10 protein-coding genes and 1 tRNA gene are annotated in these 14,290 nt (G+C 48.9%); 2 read left to right on the forward strand and 9 right to left on the reverse strand.

Going from position 1 to position 14,290, the window contains the following annotated elements:
• Positions 1-2: 2 nt before the first annotated feature.
• The 4 genes from VIR50_RS09680 to VIR50_RS09695 form a co-directional block, all read right to left on the reverse strand.
• Entirely contained in the window at positions 3-1,025 is a 1,023-nt protein-coding gene (locus VIR50_RS09680) for a rod shape-determining protein (protein ID WP_331934921.1), read from the reverse strand.
• A gap of 47 nt (positions 1,026-1,072) precedes the next feature.
• Entirely contained in the window at positions 1,073-1,666 is a 594-nt protein-coding gene (locus VIR50_RS09685) for an IMP cyclohydrolase (protein ID WP_331934922.1), read from the reverse strand.
• A 169-nt stretch (positions 1,667-1,835) separates the two neighbouring features.
• Positions 1,836-2,708, reverse strand: a complete 873-nt coding sequence (locus VIR50_RS09690; RefSeq protein WP_331934923.1) for a sigma-70 family RNA polymerase sigma factor — start codon at positions 2,706-2,708, stop codon at positions 1,836-1,838.
• A gap of 204 nt (positions 2,709-2,912) precedes the next feature.
• Positions 2,913-5,003 (reverse strand): M6 family metalloprotease domain-containing protein, encoded by a 2,091-nt coding sequence (locus VIR50_RS09695; protein WP_331934924.1) that lies wholly within the window; start codon positions 5,001-5,003, stop codon positions 2,913-2,915.
• A 96-nt stretch (positions 5,004-5,099) separates the two neighbouring features.
• Between VIR50_RS09695 and VIR50_RS09700 the strand changes: the two genes are divergently transcribed.
• Positions 5,100-7,097 (forward strand): OPT family oligopeptide transporter, encoded by a 1,998-nt coding sequence (locus tag VIR50_RS09700; protein WP_331934925.1) that lies wholly within the window; start codon positions 5,100-5,102, stop codon positions 7,095-7,097.
• Between the two features lie 561 nt (positions 7,098-7,658).
• Here VIR50_RS09700 and VIR50_RS09705 read toward each other — a convergent pair.
• Both VIR50_RS09705 and VIR50_RS09710 read right to left on the reverse strand, forming a co-directional pair.
• Positions 7,659-8,234, reverse strand: a complete 576-nt coding sequence (locus VIR50_RS09705) for a manganese efflux pump MntP (RefSeq protein ID WP_331934949.1) — start codon at positions 8,232-8,234, stop codon at positions 7,659-7,661.
• Positions 8,235-8,701: 467 nt separating this feature from the next.
• On the reverse strand, positions 8,702-9,628 hold the full coding sequence (locus VIR50_RS09710; protein ID WP_331934926.1) for a LysR family transcriptional regulator: 927 nt from the start codon (positions 9,626-9,628) through the stop codon (positions 8,702-8,704).
• 100 nt (positions 9,629-9,728) lie between these two features.
• Here VIR50_RS09710 and VIR50_RS09715 point away from each other — a divergent pair, with 100 nt between their 5' ends.
• Positions 9,729-10,409, forward strand: coding sequence for a 4Fe-4S binding protein (locus tag VIR50_RS09715; RefSeq protein WP_331934927.1), 681 nt, complete (start codon positions 9,729-9,731; stop codon positions 10,407-10,409).
• A 120-nt stretch (positions 10,410-10,529) separates the two neighbouring features.
• Here VIR50_RS09715 and clpB read toward each other — a convergent pair whose 3' ends face one another.
• From clpB to VIR50_RS09730, 3 genes are all read right to left on the reverse strand, one after another.
• A complete protein-coding gene (gene clpB, locus VIR50_RS09720; protein WP_331934928.1) occupies positions 10,530-13,037 on the reverse strand; it encodes an ATP-dependent chaperone ClpB in 2,508 nt (835 codons plus the stop codon).
• 301 nt (positions 13,038-13,338) lie between these two features.
• Positions 13,339-13,426: transfer RNA gene (locus tag VIR50_RS09725), tRNA-Ser, on the reverse strand.
• A 60-nt stretch (positions 13,427-13,486) separates the two neighbouring features.
• Complete coding sequence (locus tag VIR50_RS09730) at positions 13,487-14,290, reverse strand: TatD family hydrolase (RefSeq protein WP_331934929.1); 804 nt, start codon at positions 14,288-14,290, stop codon at positions 13,487-13,489.

Below are 14,290 nucleotides of genomic sequence, written 5' to 3' on the forward strand. Positions count from 1 at the left end.
GTTTATCTCATCAAGAAAGAAAAACGGTCAACGTTCTTAAGTGCGATTCCCGCTCCTTTGGCTACGCTGTGTAATGGGTCTTCAGCGATATGGAAAGGAATATTGATTTTGTCAGTCAAACGCTTGTCAAGACCACGCAATAACGCACCACCGCCGGAGAGGTAAATACCGTTCTTCACGATGTCTGCGTAAAGTTCGGGAGGTGTATTCTCCAAAGCGCTTAACACGGCGTTCTCTATCTTGGCAACAGTCTTATCCAAGCAGTGAGCTATTTCCTGATAACATACCGGTACTTCCATAGGTAGTGCCGTGATTCGGTTAGGTCCGTGAACGATATAGTCCTCAGGACCTTCTTCTCCCAAGTCAGTTAAAGCGGAGCCAACGTGTATCTTGATACGTTCAGCCATACGCTCACTAACCTTTACATTGTGCTGGCGGCTCATGTATTCTTGGATGTCAGCCGTGAGATCGTCACCGGCTATGCGGATAGAGTTGTTGCTCACGATACCTCCCAATGAAATAACGGCAATCTCGGTGCTACCACCGCCGATGTCAACAATCATGTTGCCTTCAGGAGCTTCCACGTCAATACCGATACCGATAGCTGCTGCCATGGGTTCAAAAATCAGATAGACATCACGTCCGTCTGCGTGTTCCGCACTGTCACGAACGGCACGCAACTCCACTTCTGTGCTGCCTGATGGTACACCGATAACCATTCGCAATGATGGCGAATAGATACGGCTACCCGTATGAACCATTTTAATAAGACCGCGCATCATCTGTTCGCAGGCGGTAAAGTCTGCGATGACGCCGTCTCTTAAAGGGCGTATGGTGCGGATGTTATCATGTGTTTTCTCATACATCATCTTGGCCTTCTGCCCCACGGCAATCATTTTGTCGGTGCGACGGTCAAGAGCTACAACGGATGGTTCGTCTACTACTATCTTGTCATCGCTGATGATGATAGTGTTGGCCGTGCCAAGGTCCATCGCTATTTCTTGTATAAACGAAAAAAATCCCATTTATTTATCTTACGTATTTATATTGTTTCAAGTAAATGTCTGTTTGGTTATTTTGCGAACCAGCTGTGGATGGCCGTGTCATAATGGCTGCTGACCCCGAAAGCACGCTCTGCGAACAGTTTGCGATCAGCCAAATCGGTGCATGCGCCCTTAGCTTCCAAAATCTGCAACAAGACTTCATATTCGGCCTTGCTGGGCACAATGACAACGTCCTTAAAGTTTTTGGCTCCGGCACGGATTAACGAAATGCCGCCAATATCTATCTTTTCGATAATATCTTCATCGGAAGCGCCGCTGGCAACGGTTTGCTCAAAGGGATAGAGGTCAACGATTACAAGATCAATGGCAGGAATTTCATACTGCTGCATCTGCTCAACGTCTCCGGCATTGTCGCGTCGGGCCAAGATTCCACCAAATACTTTTGGATGCAAAGTCTTCACTCGGCCGCCCAAAATAGAGGGGTACGTGGTAACGTCTTCTACTTTTTGGCATTCATAACCTAAGGATTCTATAAACTGCTGAGTACCTCCCGTGCTAAGAAATTTGACTCCTTCCTGATTCAGTTTGGCGAGCAATTTGTCCAAACCATCTTTGTGAAAGACTGAGATAAGCGCAGTCTTTATTTGTTTCGTTCCAGCCATATATTATACATTATATATATTGAGATTGCAAAATTACGAAAAATAGCGGAATAAGTCCGTTGATTTACGCTTTTTTAAGATTATATGAGAAACTCGAAGTTCTCACTGTTTATGGTGAATACTTCGAGCTTTTCTGTATTGTAATCGGTGTTACAAATAGGTCGTTTTCCTAACCTAAATATTTCATCAGAATGCGGGCATATCCGCTGTCACGCAGTTTAGCGATACTCTTTTCGCGAATCTGACGCACACGCTCACGTGTCAATCCCAATTGGTCGCCAATTTCTTCCAGTCCTTTCTCGTGGCAACCAATGCCAAAGCATTCACGAATAATCGTAATTTCCCGGTCTTTCAGAACTTTCTTCAGTACGCTTTCCAATTCCAAAGCCATCGACTCGTGGTCTACTTGTTTGTCGGTGCGTGTGTCATCGCCCGAAGCCATGATGTCAACCATACTATTGTCCTCGCCATCTTGGAAAGGAGCGTCTATACTTACGTGGTGACTGTCGGCCATGAGACTTTGGTCTATCTTCTCTTCCTCTATCTTTGTGACGTTGGAGAGCTCGGCCAATGAGGGCTTGCGCTGGAACTCCTGCTCAAACTTATTGATTTCCCTATTGATTTTATTGAGTGATCCGACTTGGTTCAAGGGGAGTCTTACGATGCGACTTTGCTCTGCGATAGCCTGCAGAATGCTTTGGCGAATCCACCAAACGGCGTAGGATATAAATTTAAATCCACGAGTCTCATCAAACTTTTCAGCGGCTTTTACCAATCCTATATTGCCCTCGTCAATTAAGTCTGTCAAGGAAAGGCCTTGGTGTTGGTATTGCTTAGCCACGGAAACTACGAATCTAAGGTTGGCCGTAACCAACTTTTCTTTAGCACGTTCGCCTTCGCGACCACCTTTTTTGATTTTCTGTGCCAGCTCTATTTCTTCGTCGATAGAAATCAATGGGGCACGTCCAATCTCAACAAGGTACTTATCCAATGCCTCGCTGGAGCGGTTTGTAATACTCTTCTGAATTTTTAGTTGTCTCATTCTTTTTACCTAATTTCTTTCTATTTTGCCAAAATCTTCATCCTGAAAGCGTGTCGTCGGCCTTGGCAAAATGGGATGCTATACGTATATACCTCTTTATTGAAAGCGTGCAAAGATACCAATTTATTGCAAGCAAGTCAAGTCTTTTTAGTTATTATTTGCGATAAATAGAGGAAGTTATGTAACTTTAACATAGCTTCCCTGCTATTTCCTCACTTTCTTTCCATTGACAATATAGATTCCGGGTGGTAAATTATGAAGTGAAGTACCCATATTTTGTCCTCTCAGGTTGTAGATGTGTGGCGATGGGACATGGCTGTTTTCTACCTTAATATTTGATATGGCCGTGGTCTCTGCTTTCTTCATAATCAGTACATCATCGATAAAAAAGCGTTTGGCTCCGGTGAATATCAGTTGATAAGAGCCTTTAGCGGAAAATGGCATGCTGTAAGTCGTGAAATGGTCACTACTGATGTTTTGGGCCACATCAATGATTCTGTCGCCCAAACGAACATCCACGGTATTGCCATCCTTGACCCATGTGGCCAATCTCACGGTGAGAATGTAGTCGCCGTTAAAGGAAATAGTCGGTGAGGTGAGGCTTCCGGGGATGGTACTGTTGCCCACTTTCATGCAACTTTTGCCCGCTCCACCATTGTTATAGGTCCATCCCGCATTGTCGGTATATATCTTGGCGGTAGCTATGCGGCCACTGAATTTGCCGTCGTTGCCACCCGTTCCTTGACAGTCTTTGAACGATTCGTAGAATAACGTGTCAGTCTTCGCGGCGCTCTTGGGCTCTTTTATCGCGATGCGAAAGCTCATCGAAAGGTCTTCCTGCTGTGTTATCTCCTTAATGTCCTTGTGCATCAGGAAGGAACCGTCAATGTTGGCATTGTATAGAGTGGCCGAGGGAGCAGACGTATCGGTCAACTCTTGGTTGGTACCATCGGGGTATAAGTTGTGTGCTTCGGCCAATTTCGATTTAAAAGAGTAGGGTGGTTTCTTGCCATTAGCAGTAATGAGAGCGTAGCGTGGATGGCTGTCTTCCGTGTTGACTTGGTTGTCAGTCCATAGTGTTTGGTCGTAATCCACGTGCGTAATCATCAGTCCCCGGTCGGGTAAGTCGGCGTCCCATCCTTGTGTCTGCCTATTTTCAAGCAAGTAGAACTCATTACTGTTCGCGTCATTGTATATAACGAAGGTCTCGCCGTTACTGCTTATAGGTTGCATATTGGTGATGGTAGTGTCCTTATGGAGCACTGTGGGTTCCTGCCATCCGCATAACCACTTCTCGTAAGCGGTGTATCCGGTCGGAATATGGCCATTGCCGCCGAAGTTGCCATAGCTCATTAGCGACCAAACTCCCATGTCGGTAGCGCCTTGCGAGCTTGTATCGTAGAAATCGGGGAGCCCCAAGCAGTGGCTGAACTCATGACAAATGGTGCCGATACCGCATAGCTTGTCGCTACCATCAAGCTCCGGACCGCAGGCATAGGTATTGATGGCTGTCTTGTCGAGTTGTAGTGATTGTCCGTAGTCCGAACTTTCCAAGTTCCATTCGTGGGGCCAAATCGTCTCCTCGCTGCCTTTGTCAGCTTCGCCTCTTCCGGGATAGATGATATAAACTTGGTCTACCTCGCCGTCGTTGTTCCAATCGTAATCCTTGAAATCCACGTCGTTATCGGCCAGCCGGCACGCTTCGGCCACCATGGCTCCGGGCCGTCGGTCGGTATCTTCACCGTCCTTTTGGATGTTTTCGCCATAATAGGCACGATTATGTTCCAATTGGTAAACACCTTTTACATCGAAAGACAAGTCGAAAAGCCCATTGCTTTGCGCAAGGAAATAGTCATGTACGCTGCCTATGATGTCGCCTTCTTTGTAGCCACTCTTGTTGACTAACTTCTCAAACGTGTCAATGGTATGTGTCGCTTTGAGTTTTATGTCTTTAAAATTGACAAGCAGTATCAGTCCCCGCTTGGTTCCTCGGTTGGTTTGGCTGGCCCTATTACGAGCCAATCGGGCCATTCTCTTAGCCTTGACGGCCGTGCTTCGGGTTGTGAGTTGTCCCATTTGACGAGGGGTGAGCCTTACGTAATAATCCCCGTTTTTAGCATATCCGTTGCCGTCTTTGTCTATATAATAATGTGAAAATTCGTCACCTGTGAGCCGGGCCTCTACGGTTGTACCGTCTTTCAGTCGCAATGTTTTCCATAGATTGGGCTTTGCGGGTATGGCCAAGGCTGTCATGAAGCAGGCCAAAAGCAGGCTGGTTATAATCGCTTTTCGCATGGTATAATTGATTAGACTACCGGCAAATATACGACAATTATTTGGCTTTTCAGCCCAATTACTTTAACTTTGCAAGCAAAAATGTAATAAATGATTATGGAAGAAAAGGAAAAGCAGTCTATGCAATTGCCGGAAAACGCGTTCCGGGAGTTGAATGAAGGTGAGCGTTATGAGCCTATTATGTCGCCGGAGCAGGTTTATCCGGAAGTAAATGTATGGTCCGTGTCGTGGGGAATAGTGATGGCGGTGTTGTTTTCGGCCGCCGCAGCCTACTTGGGACTAAAGGTTGGGCAGGTCTTCGAGGCCGCCATTCCCATCGCAATCATCGCTGTTGGCGCTTCTACGGCTGCCAAACGGTCGAAGGCTTTGGGCGAAAATGTGATAATTCAAAGCATTGGCGCTTGCTCGGGAGCCGTGGTTGCCGGTGCTATTTTTACCCTTCCGGCCATCTATATCCTGCAAACGAAGTATCCGGACATGACGGCTTCGTTCTTTAAAATATTCTTAAGTTCGGCGCTTGGTGGCATTATCGGCATTCTTTTCCTGATTCCTTTCCGCAAATATTTCGTGAGCGACATGCACGGAAAGTATCCTTTCCCCGAGGCTACGGCCACTACGCAGGTGCTTGTGTCGGGTGCCAAGGGTGGCAATCAGGCCAAGCCACTTCTTATCTCGGGCCTTGTGGGCGGGCTCTATGACTTTATTGTGGCTACGTTTGGCTGGTGGAATGAGAACTTTACGACCCGTGTGGTGGGCTTGGGACAGCAGTTGGCCGACCAAGCCAAGCTGGTGTTTAAGGTCAATACCGGTGCGGCCGTCCTCGGCTTGGGCTACATTATCGGTCTGAAATACGCTTTTATTATTTGCTTGGGCTCCATGGCCGTTTGGTGGTTTATCGTTCCGGGCATGGCATTACTATTCCCTGACACGGTTCTCAACATAGGAGGAACAGAAGTCACAACGGCTGTAGGTGCCATGAGTCCCGAACAGATATTCTCTACTTATGGTAAAAGTATCGGTATAGGCGGTATCGCCATGGCCGGCATTATTGGCATTATCAAGAGCTGGGGCATTATTCGCAGCGCCGTGGGACTGGCAGCCAAGGAAATGAGTGGCAAGAGTAGTGCCGATGTAGAGGCTGTTCGCACGCAGCGTGACATATCCTTTAAGATTATCGCCATAGGCTCTTTGGTAGCCATAGTCGTTACTTTCATCTTCTTTTGGTTCGGTGTGATGAACAATTTGCTCTATGCCGTGGTAGCCATATTGCTGGTGGCACTGATCGCTTTCCTCTTTACCACGGTGGCAGCCAATGCCATTGCCATTGTAGGTAGCAATCCCGTGTCGGGCATGACGCTCATGACGCTTATCTTGGCCAGCGTGGTTATGGTTGCCGTTGGGCTCAATGGAGCCGGCGGAATGGTAGCAGCGCTGATCATGGGTGGCGTCGTTTGTACGGCGTTGAGCATGGCCGGCAGCTTCGTTACCGACCTTAAAATAGGTTATTGGTTGGGTACGACCCCTAAAAAGCAGGAAACTTGGAAATTCTTAGGCACGCTTGTGAGCGCCGCAACGGTAGGTGGTGTTATGATGTTGCTCAATGATACTTATGGCTTTGACCCCAATCAGGCAGGTCATTTGGTAGCTCCGCAGGCCAATGCCATGGCAGCCGTGATCGAACCGATGATGAATGGCGCCGGCGCACCATGGATTCTCTATGGCATAGGTGCGTTGATAGCCGTTGTCCTCACGTTCTTTAAGGTTCCGGCGTTGGCTTTTGCCTTGGGTATGTTCATTCCTTTGCAGCTCAATATTCCTCTTCTCGTGGGTGGCGCGGTCAACTGGTATGTCACAAGTCGCAGCAAAGATGAGAAGACAAACGCTGCCCGGGGAGAACGGGGTACGCTCATTGCCAGTGGCTTTATTGCCGGCGGAGCCTTGATGGGAGTGGTAAGCGCGCTGCTGCGCTTTGGTGGTTTCAACCCCATCAGTGAGGAGTGGCTGGCCAATCCGTTGTCTGAAATCTGTTCGCTCGTGGCTTATGTCTGCCTCATCCTTTTCTTTGTATGGCAGACAAAGAAGGCGAAGGCATAGTCAAACTTGTTTCATGCCGCCATGGGGATTATCCTTTATAGTCCTTATGGCGTCATGACTATTTTTTTATTACCTTATTATATTTTCACCCCAACCCCTCCTCAACATTACACCCTTAACGTATAAATCCCTCCATGGCCTATCGGTCGTGGAGGGATTTTTGGTTCTGAATCGTTGCTTTAATCAACTGTCGGCGCTTTGTTAAGCGATACCTTTGCTGGCAAGAATGGCTTCACCGTAGATGGTCATTGCCTTTACGTAAGAAGCGGCAAATCTTTTGAGTCCATTCTTTACATTCTGTGTTAATCTTTCCATTGTTTTAATCTCCTATTGGCGCTGCGTAGGCAGTCGCCTTTTAAGTTGTTATCCTAAAATCCGAACCCACTCTTCAGGTTCGGTTATCCTGACGGTCTCTCTCGAAACCGCTGCAAAGTTATCGCATTTTCAGCAGGTCCCATGCTTTTAGGGGTGGAGAATAAACTAATGGTTATATTTCTTGATGGACGTCAATTGCTTTCAAATCGTAAGTCGGAAATGGCGTTCCAAGGGCCGCTTCGCAATCTATTGCGATAAATGACTGACCAAAACTTTCAGTCCGATAGCCACAAGGATAATGCCGCCGATGAGCTCGGGCCTGAAACGGCGGCAGAGGCAACCGCCAAAACGAATGCCAAAGAGGTTGCCCGTGAGACTGAAGAAGAACGAAACCAGCCCGATGATGACCAGTGGGAGGGTAAGGCTGCCGAGCGTGCGGTAGCCCGTAAAGGCGAATGTTATGCCTATAGCCAGTGCGTCAATGCTCGTTGCGACGGCCAAAAAGAGCTGCGATTTCAGGCTCACGGGGTCGAAATGCTTTGCTTCTTCGGGCAGAAACGACTCGCGAATCATGCGTCCACCGATGAAAGCCAGCAGCCCGAAGGCTATCCAATGGTCGTAGGCTTCGATGTAACGGCTGAAATGTGTCGTGCCCATCCAGCCCAGCAGTGGCATGACTGCTTGGAAAAAGCCGAACAGAAAGGACATGCGGAGAATGGTAAACCACAGCCGTTGGCGCAGGATAACGCCACTGATGATGGATACTGTGAAGCAATCCATGGCCAAAGCGATGGCCAGCAGCGTCAGATCGATGAAGTGCATCATGGCTGCAAAGGTAATGTAATCTTGTAGAACATGGAAATAGGAAGGCTTGAAAATGCAGACTTGTTTTGATAAAAATACGTTTCGGATGATTCGGAATATTCTTTACATTTGGCTTTTGTAGGACGGTTTATTTGTCAGAAAAAGTTTTTTGCAGCCAAATATGCGAGTTTTGATGTGTTTTGTAATTGCTTTAAAATCAGCGGGTTATATGATTTAAGGTGATTGCTGTGGCGTTGGAAAGCTCTGATAGCTATGCTTTGACCGCATGAAAGGGCTGCTTTCGGGTGGCGAAAAACATGTTTTTGCAAGTCAATGGCAGCCTTTTAGCAAGCCGAAAGCACCGCTTTGGGCGCTCGGTAGGCTCGTTGGGGGAGGGAAGAAGCGATGTTTTGGCCTTTTTCTTTCTCTATTTCAACGATTTAGGATGCGCTTTTTGGAGTGAATAAAACTTGACAAAAACGTTGTTACAGCTTGATACCAAACTGTTTGATGCGTGGTTCCATCATGGTTTCGGGCATGAACCGTAGCAGCGTTTGGCTGATGGTGTTGAGCATGCGTTGGCGTATGTAGTCGTCTTTTACGTAAAGCGACACGCGACGTTGCGAGAGATAGTCGCCGTCAATGCGCCTTACGTTTTGTCGTTGATGGTCGGTGAGGAAGGGTAAGTGCATCTCGGGTATGATGGTAAAGCCGCCGTTGAGGTCCACAATGCGGATAAGCGTGTCGATACTTCCGGCCTCGTAAACACGTCGGCCTTTGCTTCGGGCCTTGCAAAAGCTGAAAGCGCTCTCACGCAAGCATTGTGCTTCCTTCATGATCCACATTTGTTCATGCTCCAAATTCTCGGGTTTGAAGACAGGTAATTTACGCCAACAGCGCTCGGAAAGGTACACCCAAAAGCGCTCTGTGTAGAGAGGTATCTCGAGAATGCCCTGCTGTTGGTGGCTGCTGATGGCTATGGCGGCGTCGATGCGACCGTTGGCAAGGGCGTCGAAAGCGGTCGCGGCCTTCATCTCGGCTATGCTTAGCTTCACTTGCGGATAGTATTCGGCGTAGCTTTTGATGAATTGTGGTAGGATATAAGGGGCTATCGTGGGGCCTACCGATAAGGAGAAATGGCCCGAGATGTTGCCTTTTCCCTCGGCCACAAGTTCACTGATACGCTCTACTTCGCTATAAGCTCTTTCGGCTTGGCGGATGATTTGCTCGCCGGCGGGCGTGGGTTTAACGCTTTTGTTGCTGCGTTCAAAGATACGGGTATCGAGCTCTTCTTCTAATTTTTGCAGCATGGCGCTGAGTGTGGGTTGGGTAACGCCAAGTTCGTCGGCGGCCTTCGCGAAGCTGAGACTTCGATTGATGGCAATGATATACTTCAACTGTTGTAATGTCATAACGATAGATTTTGTCTATGTAAAGATAGGTAAAAGTATTCATTGTTCTATCTTAAAGCTCATAATTTTGCAGCCGTAATCAAAAAAATGAACTTATTTTATGGCTTCAAAGACATTTCATCGTTATTTTCCTACCAAGGGTTATGCGCTTTATTGGATATTGTTTGTATATCTGGTCGTGGGCTTTTTCTATCCTATCATTGGCTTGTTGGCCCTCGTTTGTATGGTTGCTCCGGTGGCGTTTGCGGTGAAGAAAGGGCGTTGGTGGTGTGGCAATGCCTGCCCGAGAGGTAATATGTACGACCGCTTGTTGGCCAAGTATTCGCCTCATAAGCCTATTCCCAAGTTCTTGCGCTCGTTTGGTTTCAGGCTGTTCATGGTGATGTTTATCTTCATGATGTTTGGAGTGCAGATGTATTTTGCGTGGGGTGATTTGAGCGCCATGGGCAAGGTGTTTTGGAATATCATCTTTGCGACCACGGTGGTAGGCGTCGTTTTGTCGTTTATCTATGCGCCTCGTACGTGGTGTTCGTTCTGTCCTATGGGCACGTTGTCGTCGTGGAGTTCGCCCCGAAAGCCGAAGTTGCCCAAGGGTTTCGTGAATATCCACGTCAGTGAGCGCTGTCAGATGAAGTGTAAGAGCTGTGCCCGGGTGTGCCCCATGCAGCTTACGCCTTACGATAGCCGTGGAGTGGCCGTGGGATATTTGCATCCCGATTGTATCAAGTGTGGAAAATGCGTGTCTGCTTGTCCCATCAAGATCATGTCGCTTCAGCATTAAGGATAGTCCGAAGCATGTAGGCGGAGGCTTACACGTAACATAAAAAACAATCCCAAACATAGCTTTCAAGGCTTGTTTGGGATTGTTGCTTTTGGTAGAAGCAGGCTTGCCTGCCGCTCGTTAGTTCCTGAATACGAGGCCTTCGCCGAAGGAATCGATGATGATAGGCTTCTCGCGGCTCACCTCCTCGGCTAAAATCTTGCGGCTGAGGTCGTTGAGTACCATGTCCTGAATGGCTCGTTTCACGGGTCGGGCGCCAAATTGAGGGTCGTAACCGGCGTCGGCTAAGGCTTCAATGGCCTGCGATGTCCATTGCAAGTCGTAGCCTTGGGGCTGTAACATGGCCTTTACACGCTTCATCTGCATGGTCACTACGCTGGCAATCTCGTCCTTGTTGAGCGGTTTGAAGGTGATGATGTCGTCGATACGGTTGAGGAACTCGGGTCTCATAATTTGCCGGAGCTGCTCTCGGGTGGCGTTGCTGGTCATGATGATGATGGTGTTCTTGAAGTTCACGAGCCGACCCTTGTTGTCGGTTAGGCGTCCGTCATCGAGTACTTGCAGCAAAGTATTGAACACATCGGGGTGGGCTTTCTCTATCTCATCAAAGAGAACGACGCTGTAAGGCTTCCTTCTGACCGCCTCGGTCAGCTGTCCGCCCTCGTCATAGCCTACGTATCCGGGAGGCGCTCCTATGAGTCGGGTGACGCTGAACTTCTCTTGATACTCGCTCATGTCAATCCGTGTCATCATGTTTTCATCGTTAAAGAGATATTCAGCCAGTGCTTTGGCCAGCTCGGTCTTACCTACTCCCGTGGTACCGAGGAAGATGAAGGAGGCGATAGGGCGCTTGGGATCTTGTAATCCGGCCCTGCTTCGACGCACGGCGTCGCTTACTGCGTTGATGGCTTCTTGCTGTCCGACGACCCGATGATGGAGTTCGTCCTCCAAATGGAGCAGCTTTTCACGCTCACTTTGCAGCATTCGGCTGACGGGAATGCCCGTCCAACGGCTTACTACCTCGGCAATATCGTCGGCGGTGACCTCCTCTCGCACCATCTGCGTACTTTGTTGGCCGGCCGCTAATTGCGATTGTACGGCCTTGATGTCCTCGGTCAGACGGTTGAGTTCGCCATATCGTATCTCCGCCACACGCTGGTAGTTGCCTTCCCGTTCGGCTCTTTCGGCCTCGAACTTGAGACTTTCTATCTGTTGTTTGTCTTGTTGAATTTGGTTGACCAGCGCCTTCTCGCTTTCCCATTTGGCCCTGAAGGCGCTCACTTTGTCCTTTAAATCGGCTATCTCACGGTCGAGCATGGCGAGCTTGTCGGTATCATTCTCGCGCCTTATGGCCTCTCGCTCGATTTCTTTCTGCTTGAGTTGGCGCTCCAAGTCGTCCAATTCCTCGGGTACGGAGTCACGTTCCATGCGCAGTTTGGCCGCCGCCTCGTCCATAAGGTCGATGGCTTTGTCGGGCAAAAAGCGGTCGGAGATGTATCGTTCGCTCAGTTTCACGGCGGCGATGCAGGCGTCATCCTGTATTCTTACCTTGTGATGGTTCTCGTAACGCTCCTTCAGGCCACGCAGAATGCTGATGGCGTCGAGCTCATCAGGCTCATTTACCATGACTGTTTGGAAACGGCGCTCGAGCGCTTTGTCCTTTTCAAAGTACTTCTGATACTCGTTGAGCGTTGTCGCACCAATGGCCCTGAGCTCCCCGCGAGCCAGTGCGGGTTTCAAGATGTTGGCCGCGTCCATGGCGCCTTCGCCTCCTCCGGCGCCCACAAGTGTGTGGATTTCGTCAATAAATAGGATAATTTGGCCCTCGGCGTTGGTCACTTCCTTGATGACTCCCTTGAGTCGTTCCTCAAATTCGCCCTTGTATTTGGCACCGGCTACCAATGCTCCCATGTCGAGTGAGTAGAGTTGCTTGTCTTTAAGGTTCTCGGGCACGTCGCCACGGACGATTCGTTGGGCCAGACCTTCCACAATCGCGGTCTTTCCCGTGCCGGGTTCACCAATCAGGATGGGGTTGTTCTTGGTGCGGCGGCTCAGTATTTGCAGCACCCGACGTATCTCGTCATCACGTCCTATCACGGGGTCGAGCTTGCCCGAGCGGGCTTGTTTTATCAAGTTTATGGCGTATTTTTTCAGTGCCTGATAATTTTCATCGCCGCTTTGGCTTTGCACTTTCTGCCCCTGACGCAGCTCTTGGATGGCTTTCATCGCTTCTTTCTCGGTCATGCCGGCGTCCTTTAGTATGCGTCCGGCGGAAGTGTTGCTGTTGAGAATGGCCAATAACAAAGGCTCAATGCTGACGAACTCGTCGCCGAGTTTTTGGGAATGATCCAGCGCACGCTGCAAAACGGTGTTGGTATCGTTGCTCAAATAGGCTTGTCCGCCTTGTACTTTGGGCAGGTGAGCTATCTCTTGTTGCAATGCCACTTCGATGGCGTGGCTGTTGATACCTAACTTTTGAAAGATGAAAGTGGTCAGTTCGGCCCCTTTTTTCATGATTCCGGCCAGTAGATGGGCGGGTTCAATGCTTTGCTGGCCTGCTTGTTGCGCAAGATTGGCTGCCTCCTGAATGGCTTCTTGCGCCTTAATGGTAAATTTGTCGAATGTCATATTAATTGCTCCTTTCTAATATCTTATCATTTGTTGTTGCTGTTCAAAAGACCCATGGTGGGCTATAGAAAGGTCTTCAAAGGGCGTTCCTAATGCTAAAAGGTGTCATATTGGCATGCAAAAGAGCCATTATGACATATCGAAAGGGCTGCTTTGGCCCGCTAAAAGGGGGCCTTTGGAATGGTAAAAGGGTAGCTTTGACAAAATGAAAAACGCCGTAAGACGATTATCTTACGGCGTTTCTATAAAATGACTTGCTATGTTTGCGCCTATTGTTTGACGAGCAAAACTTAGCGTTTTGCGGAAAGAGGGGGATTCGAACCCCCGAAACGCTTTTGACGTTTACACGCTTTCCAGGCGTGCCTCTTCAGCCACTCGAGCACCTTTCCTTAAATTCGAGTTGCAAAAGTAGAGCTTTTCTCTCAAATAACGATAAACAATGAACTTATTTAAAATTCTTTAATAAATGACCCGAACACACATTTGACGTTCTCATTGGTGGCTTGGGCTATTTCTTCCTCCGACACTCCATAGGCTGCGGCCAGTGTTTTCTGCACCTCAATGATGAACGAACTCTCGTTGCGTTGGCCCCGATGGGGCACGGGAGCCATGTAAGGACTGTCCGTTTCGAGCACGATGCGGTCGAGCGGAACGGCTGCCGGGAGGTCTTCGCGCAAGTGGCTGCTCTTGAAAGTGCTCACGCCGCCAATGCCCAACATGAACCGTGGCATACGCAGAAACTCATGGGCTTCTTGTTGATTACCCGTGAAGCAATGGAAAACGCCGCCCGGCAGGTCGGCTTCATACTTGCGGAGGATGGCCAATAGCTCGTTTTGAGCTTTGCGGCAGTGTATCATCAGCGGCAGCCGAGTGCTGACAGACCATTGAACTTGCTGCTCAAAAGCCGCCAACTGTTCCTGCTCGAACTCCCTACTCCAATAGAAATCAAGGCCACATTCGCCAATGGCTATCACCTGCGGATGGGCCGATGATCGGTCGGTTTCTATGAAAGTCCACATGTGGTTGAGTACCTCTTGCCAATCGGCTTTCACCTCCTCGGGCTGTAGACCTATCATGGGAAAGGCGTAGCCGGGGTAGTTTTGGCAAATAGCCATCATGGGTTCTATGGATGGAAGGTCGACGGCGGGAATGAAAATCTTGCCAACTCCGGCGGCTTTTGCACGGGCGATGACGTCCGGTAAGTCGTTATGAAATTCCTCAACGTCGAGGTGGCTATGGGTATCAATGACCAT

The organism is Prevotella sp., assembly GCF_036570325.1.
Lineage (GTDB): Bacteria > Bacteroidota > Bacteroidia > Bacteroidales > Bacteroidaceae > Prevotella.

Excerpts from the sequence above, each read along its gene's own strand:
- VIR50_RS09680 (WP_331934921.1), bottom strand. The coding sequence starts at position 1,025 with ATGGGATTTTTTTCGTTTATACAAGAAATAGCGATGGACCTTGGCACG.
- VIR50_RS09685 (WP_331934922.1), bottom strand. The coding sequence starts at position 1,666 with ATGGCTGGAACGAAACAAATAAAGACTGCGCTTATCTCAGTCTTTCAC.
- VIR50_RS09690 (WP_331934923.1), bottom strand. The coding sequence starts at position 2,708 with ATGAGACAACTAAAAATTCAGAAGAGTATTACAAACCGCTCCAGCGAG.
- VIR50_RS09695 (WP_331934924.1), bottom strand. The coding sequence starts at position 5,003 with ATGCGAAAAGCGATTATAACCAGCCTGCTTTTGGCCTGCTTCATGACA.
- VIR50_RS09700 (WP_331934925.1), top strand. The coding sequence starts at position 5,100 with ATGGAAGAAAAGGAAAAGCAGTCTATGCAATTGCCGGAAAACGCGTTC.
- VIR50_RS09705 (WP_331934949.1), bottom strand. The coding sequence starts at position 8,234 with ATGCACTTCATCGATCTGACGCTGCTGGCCATCGCTTTGGCCATGGAT.
- VIR50_RS09710 (WP_331934926.1), bottom strand. The coding sequence starts at position 9,628 with ATGACATTACAACAGTTGAAGTATATCATTGCCATCAATCGAAGTCTC.
- VIR50_RS09715 (WP_331934927.1), top strand. The coding sequence starts at position 9,729 with ATGGCTTCAAAGACATTTCATCGTTATTTTCCTACCAAGGGTTATGCG.
- clpB (WP_331934928.1), bottom strand. The coding sequence starts at position 13,037 with ATGACATTCGACAAATTTACCATTAAGGCGCAAGAAGCCATTCAGGAG.
- VIR50_RS09730 (WP_331934929.1), bottom strand. The coding sequence starts at position 14,290 with ATGGTCATTGATACCCATAGCCACCTCGACGTTGAGGAATTTCATAAC.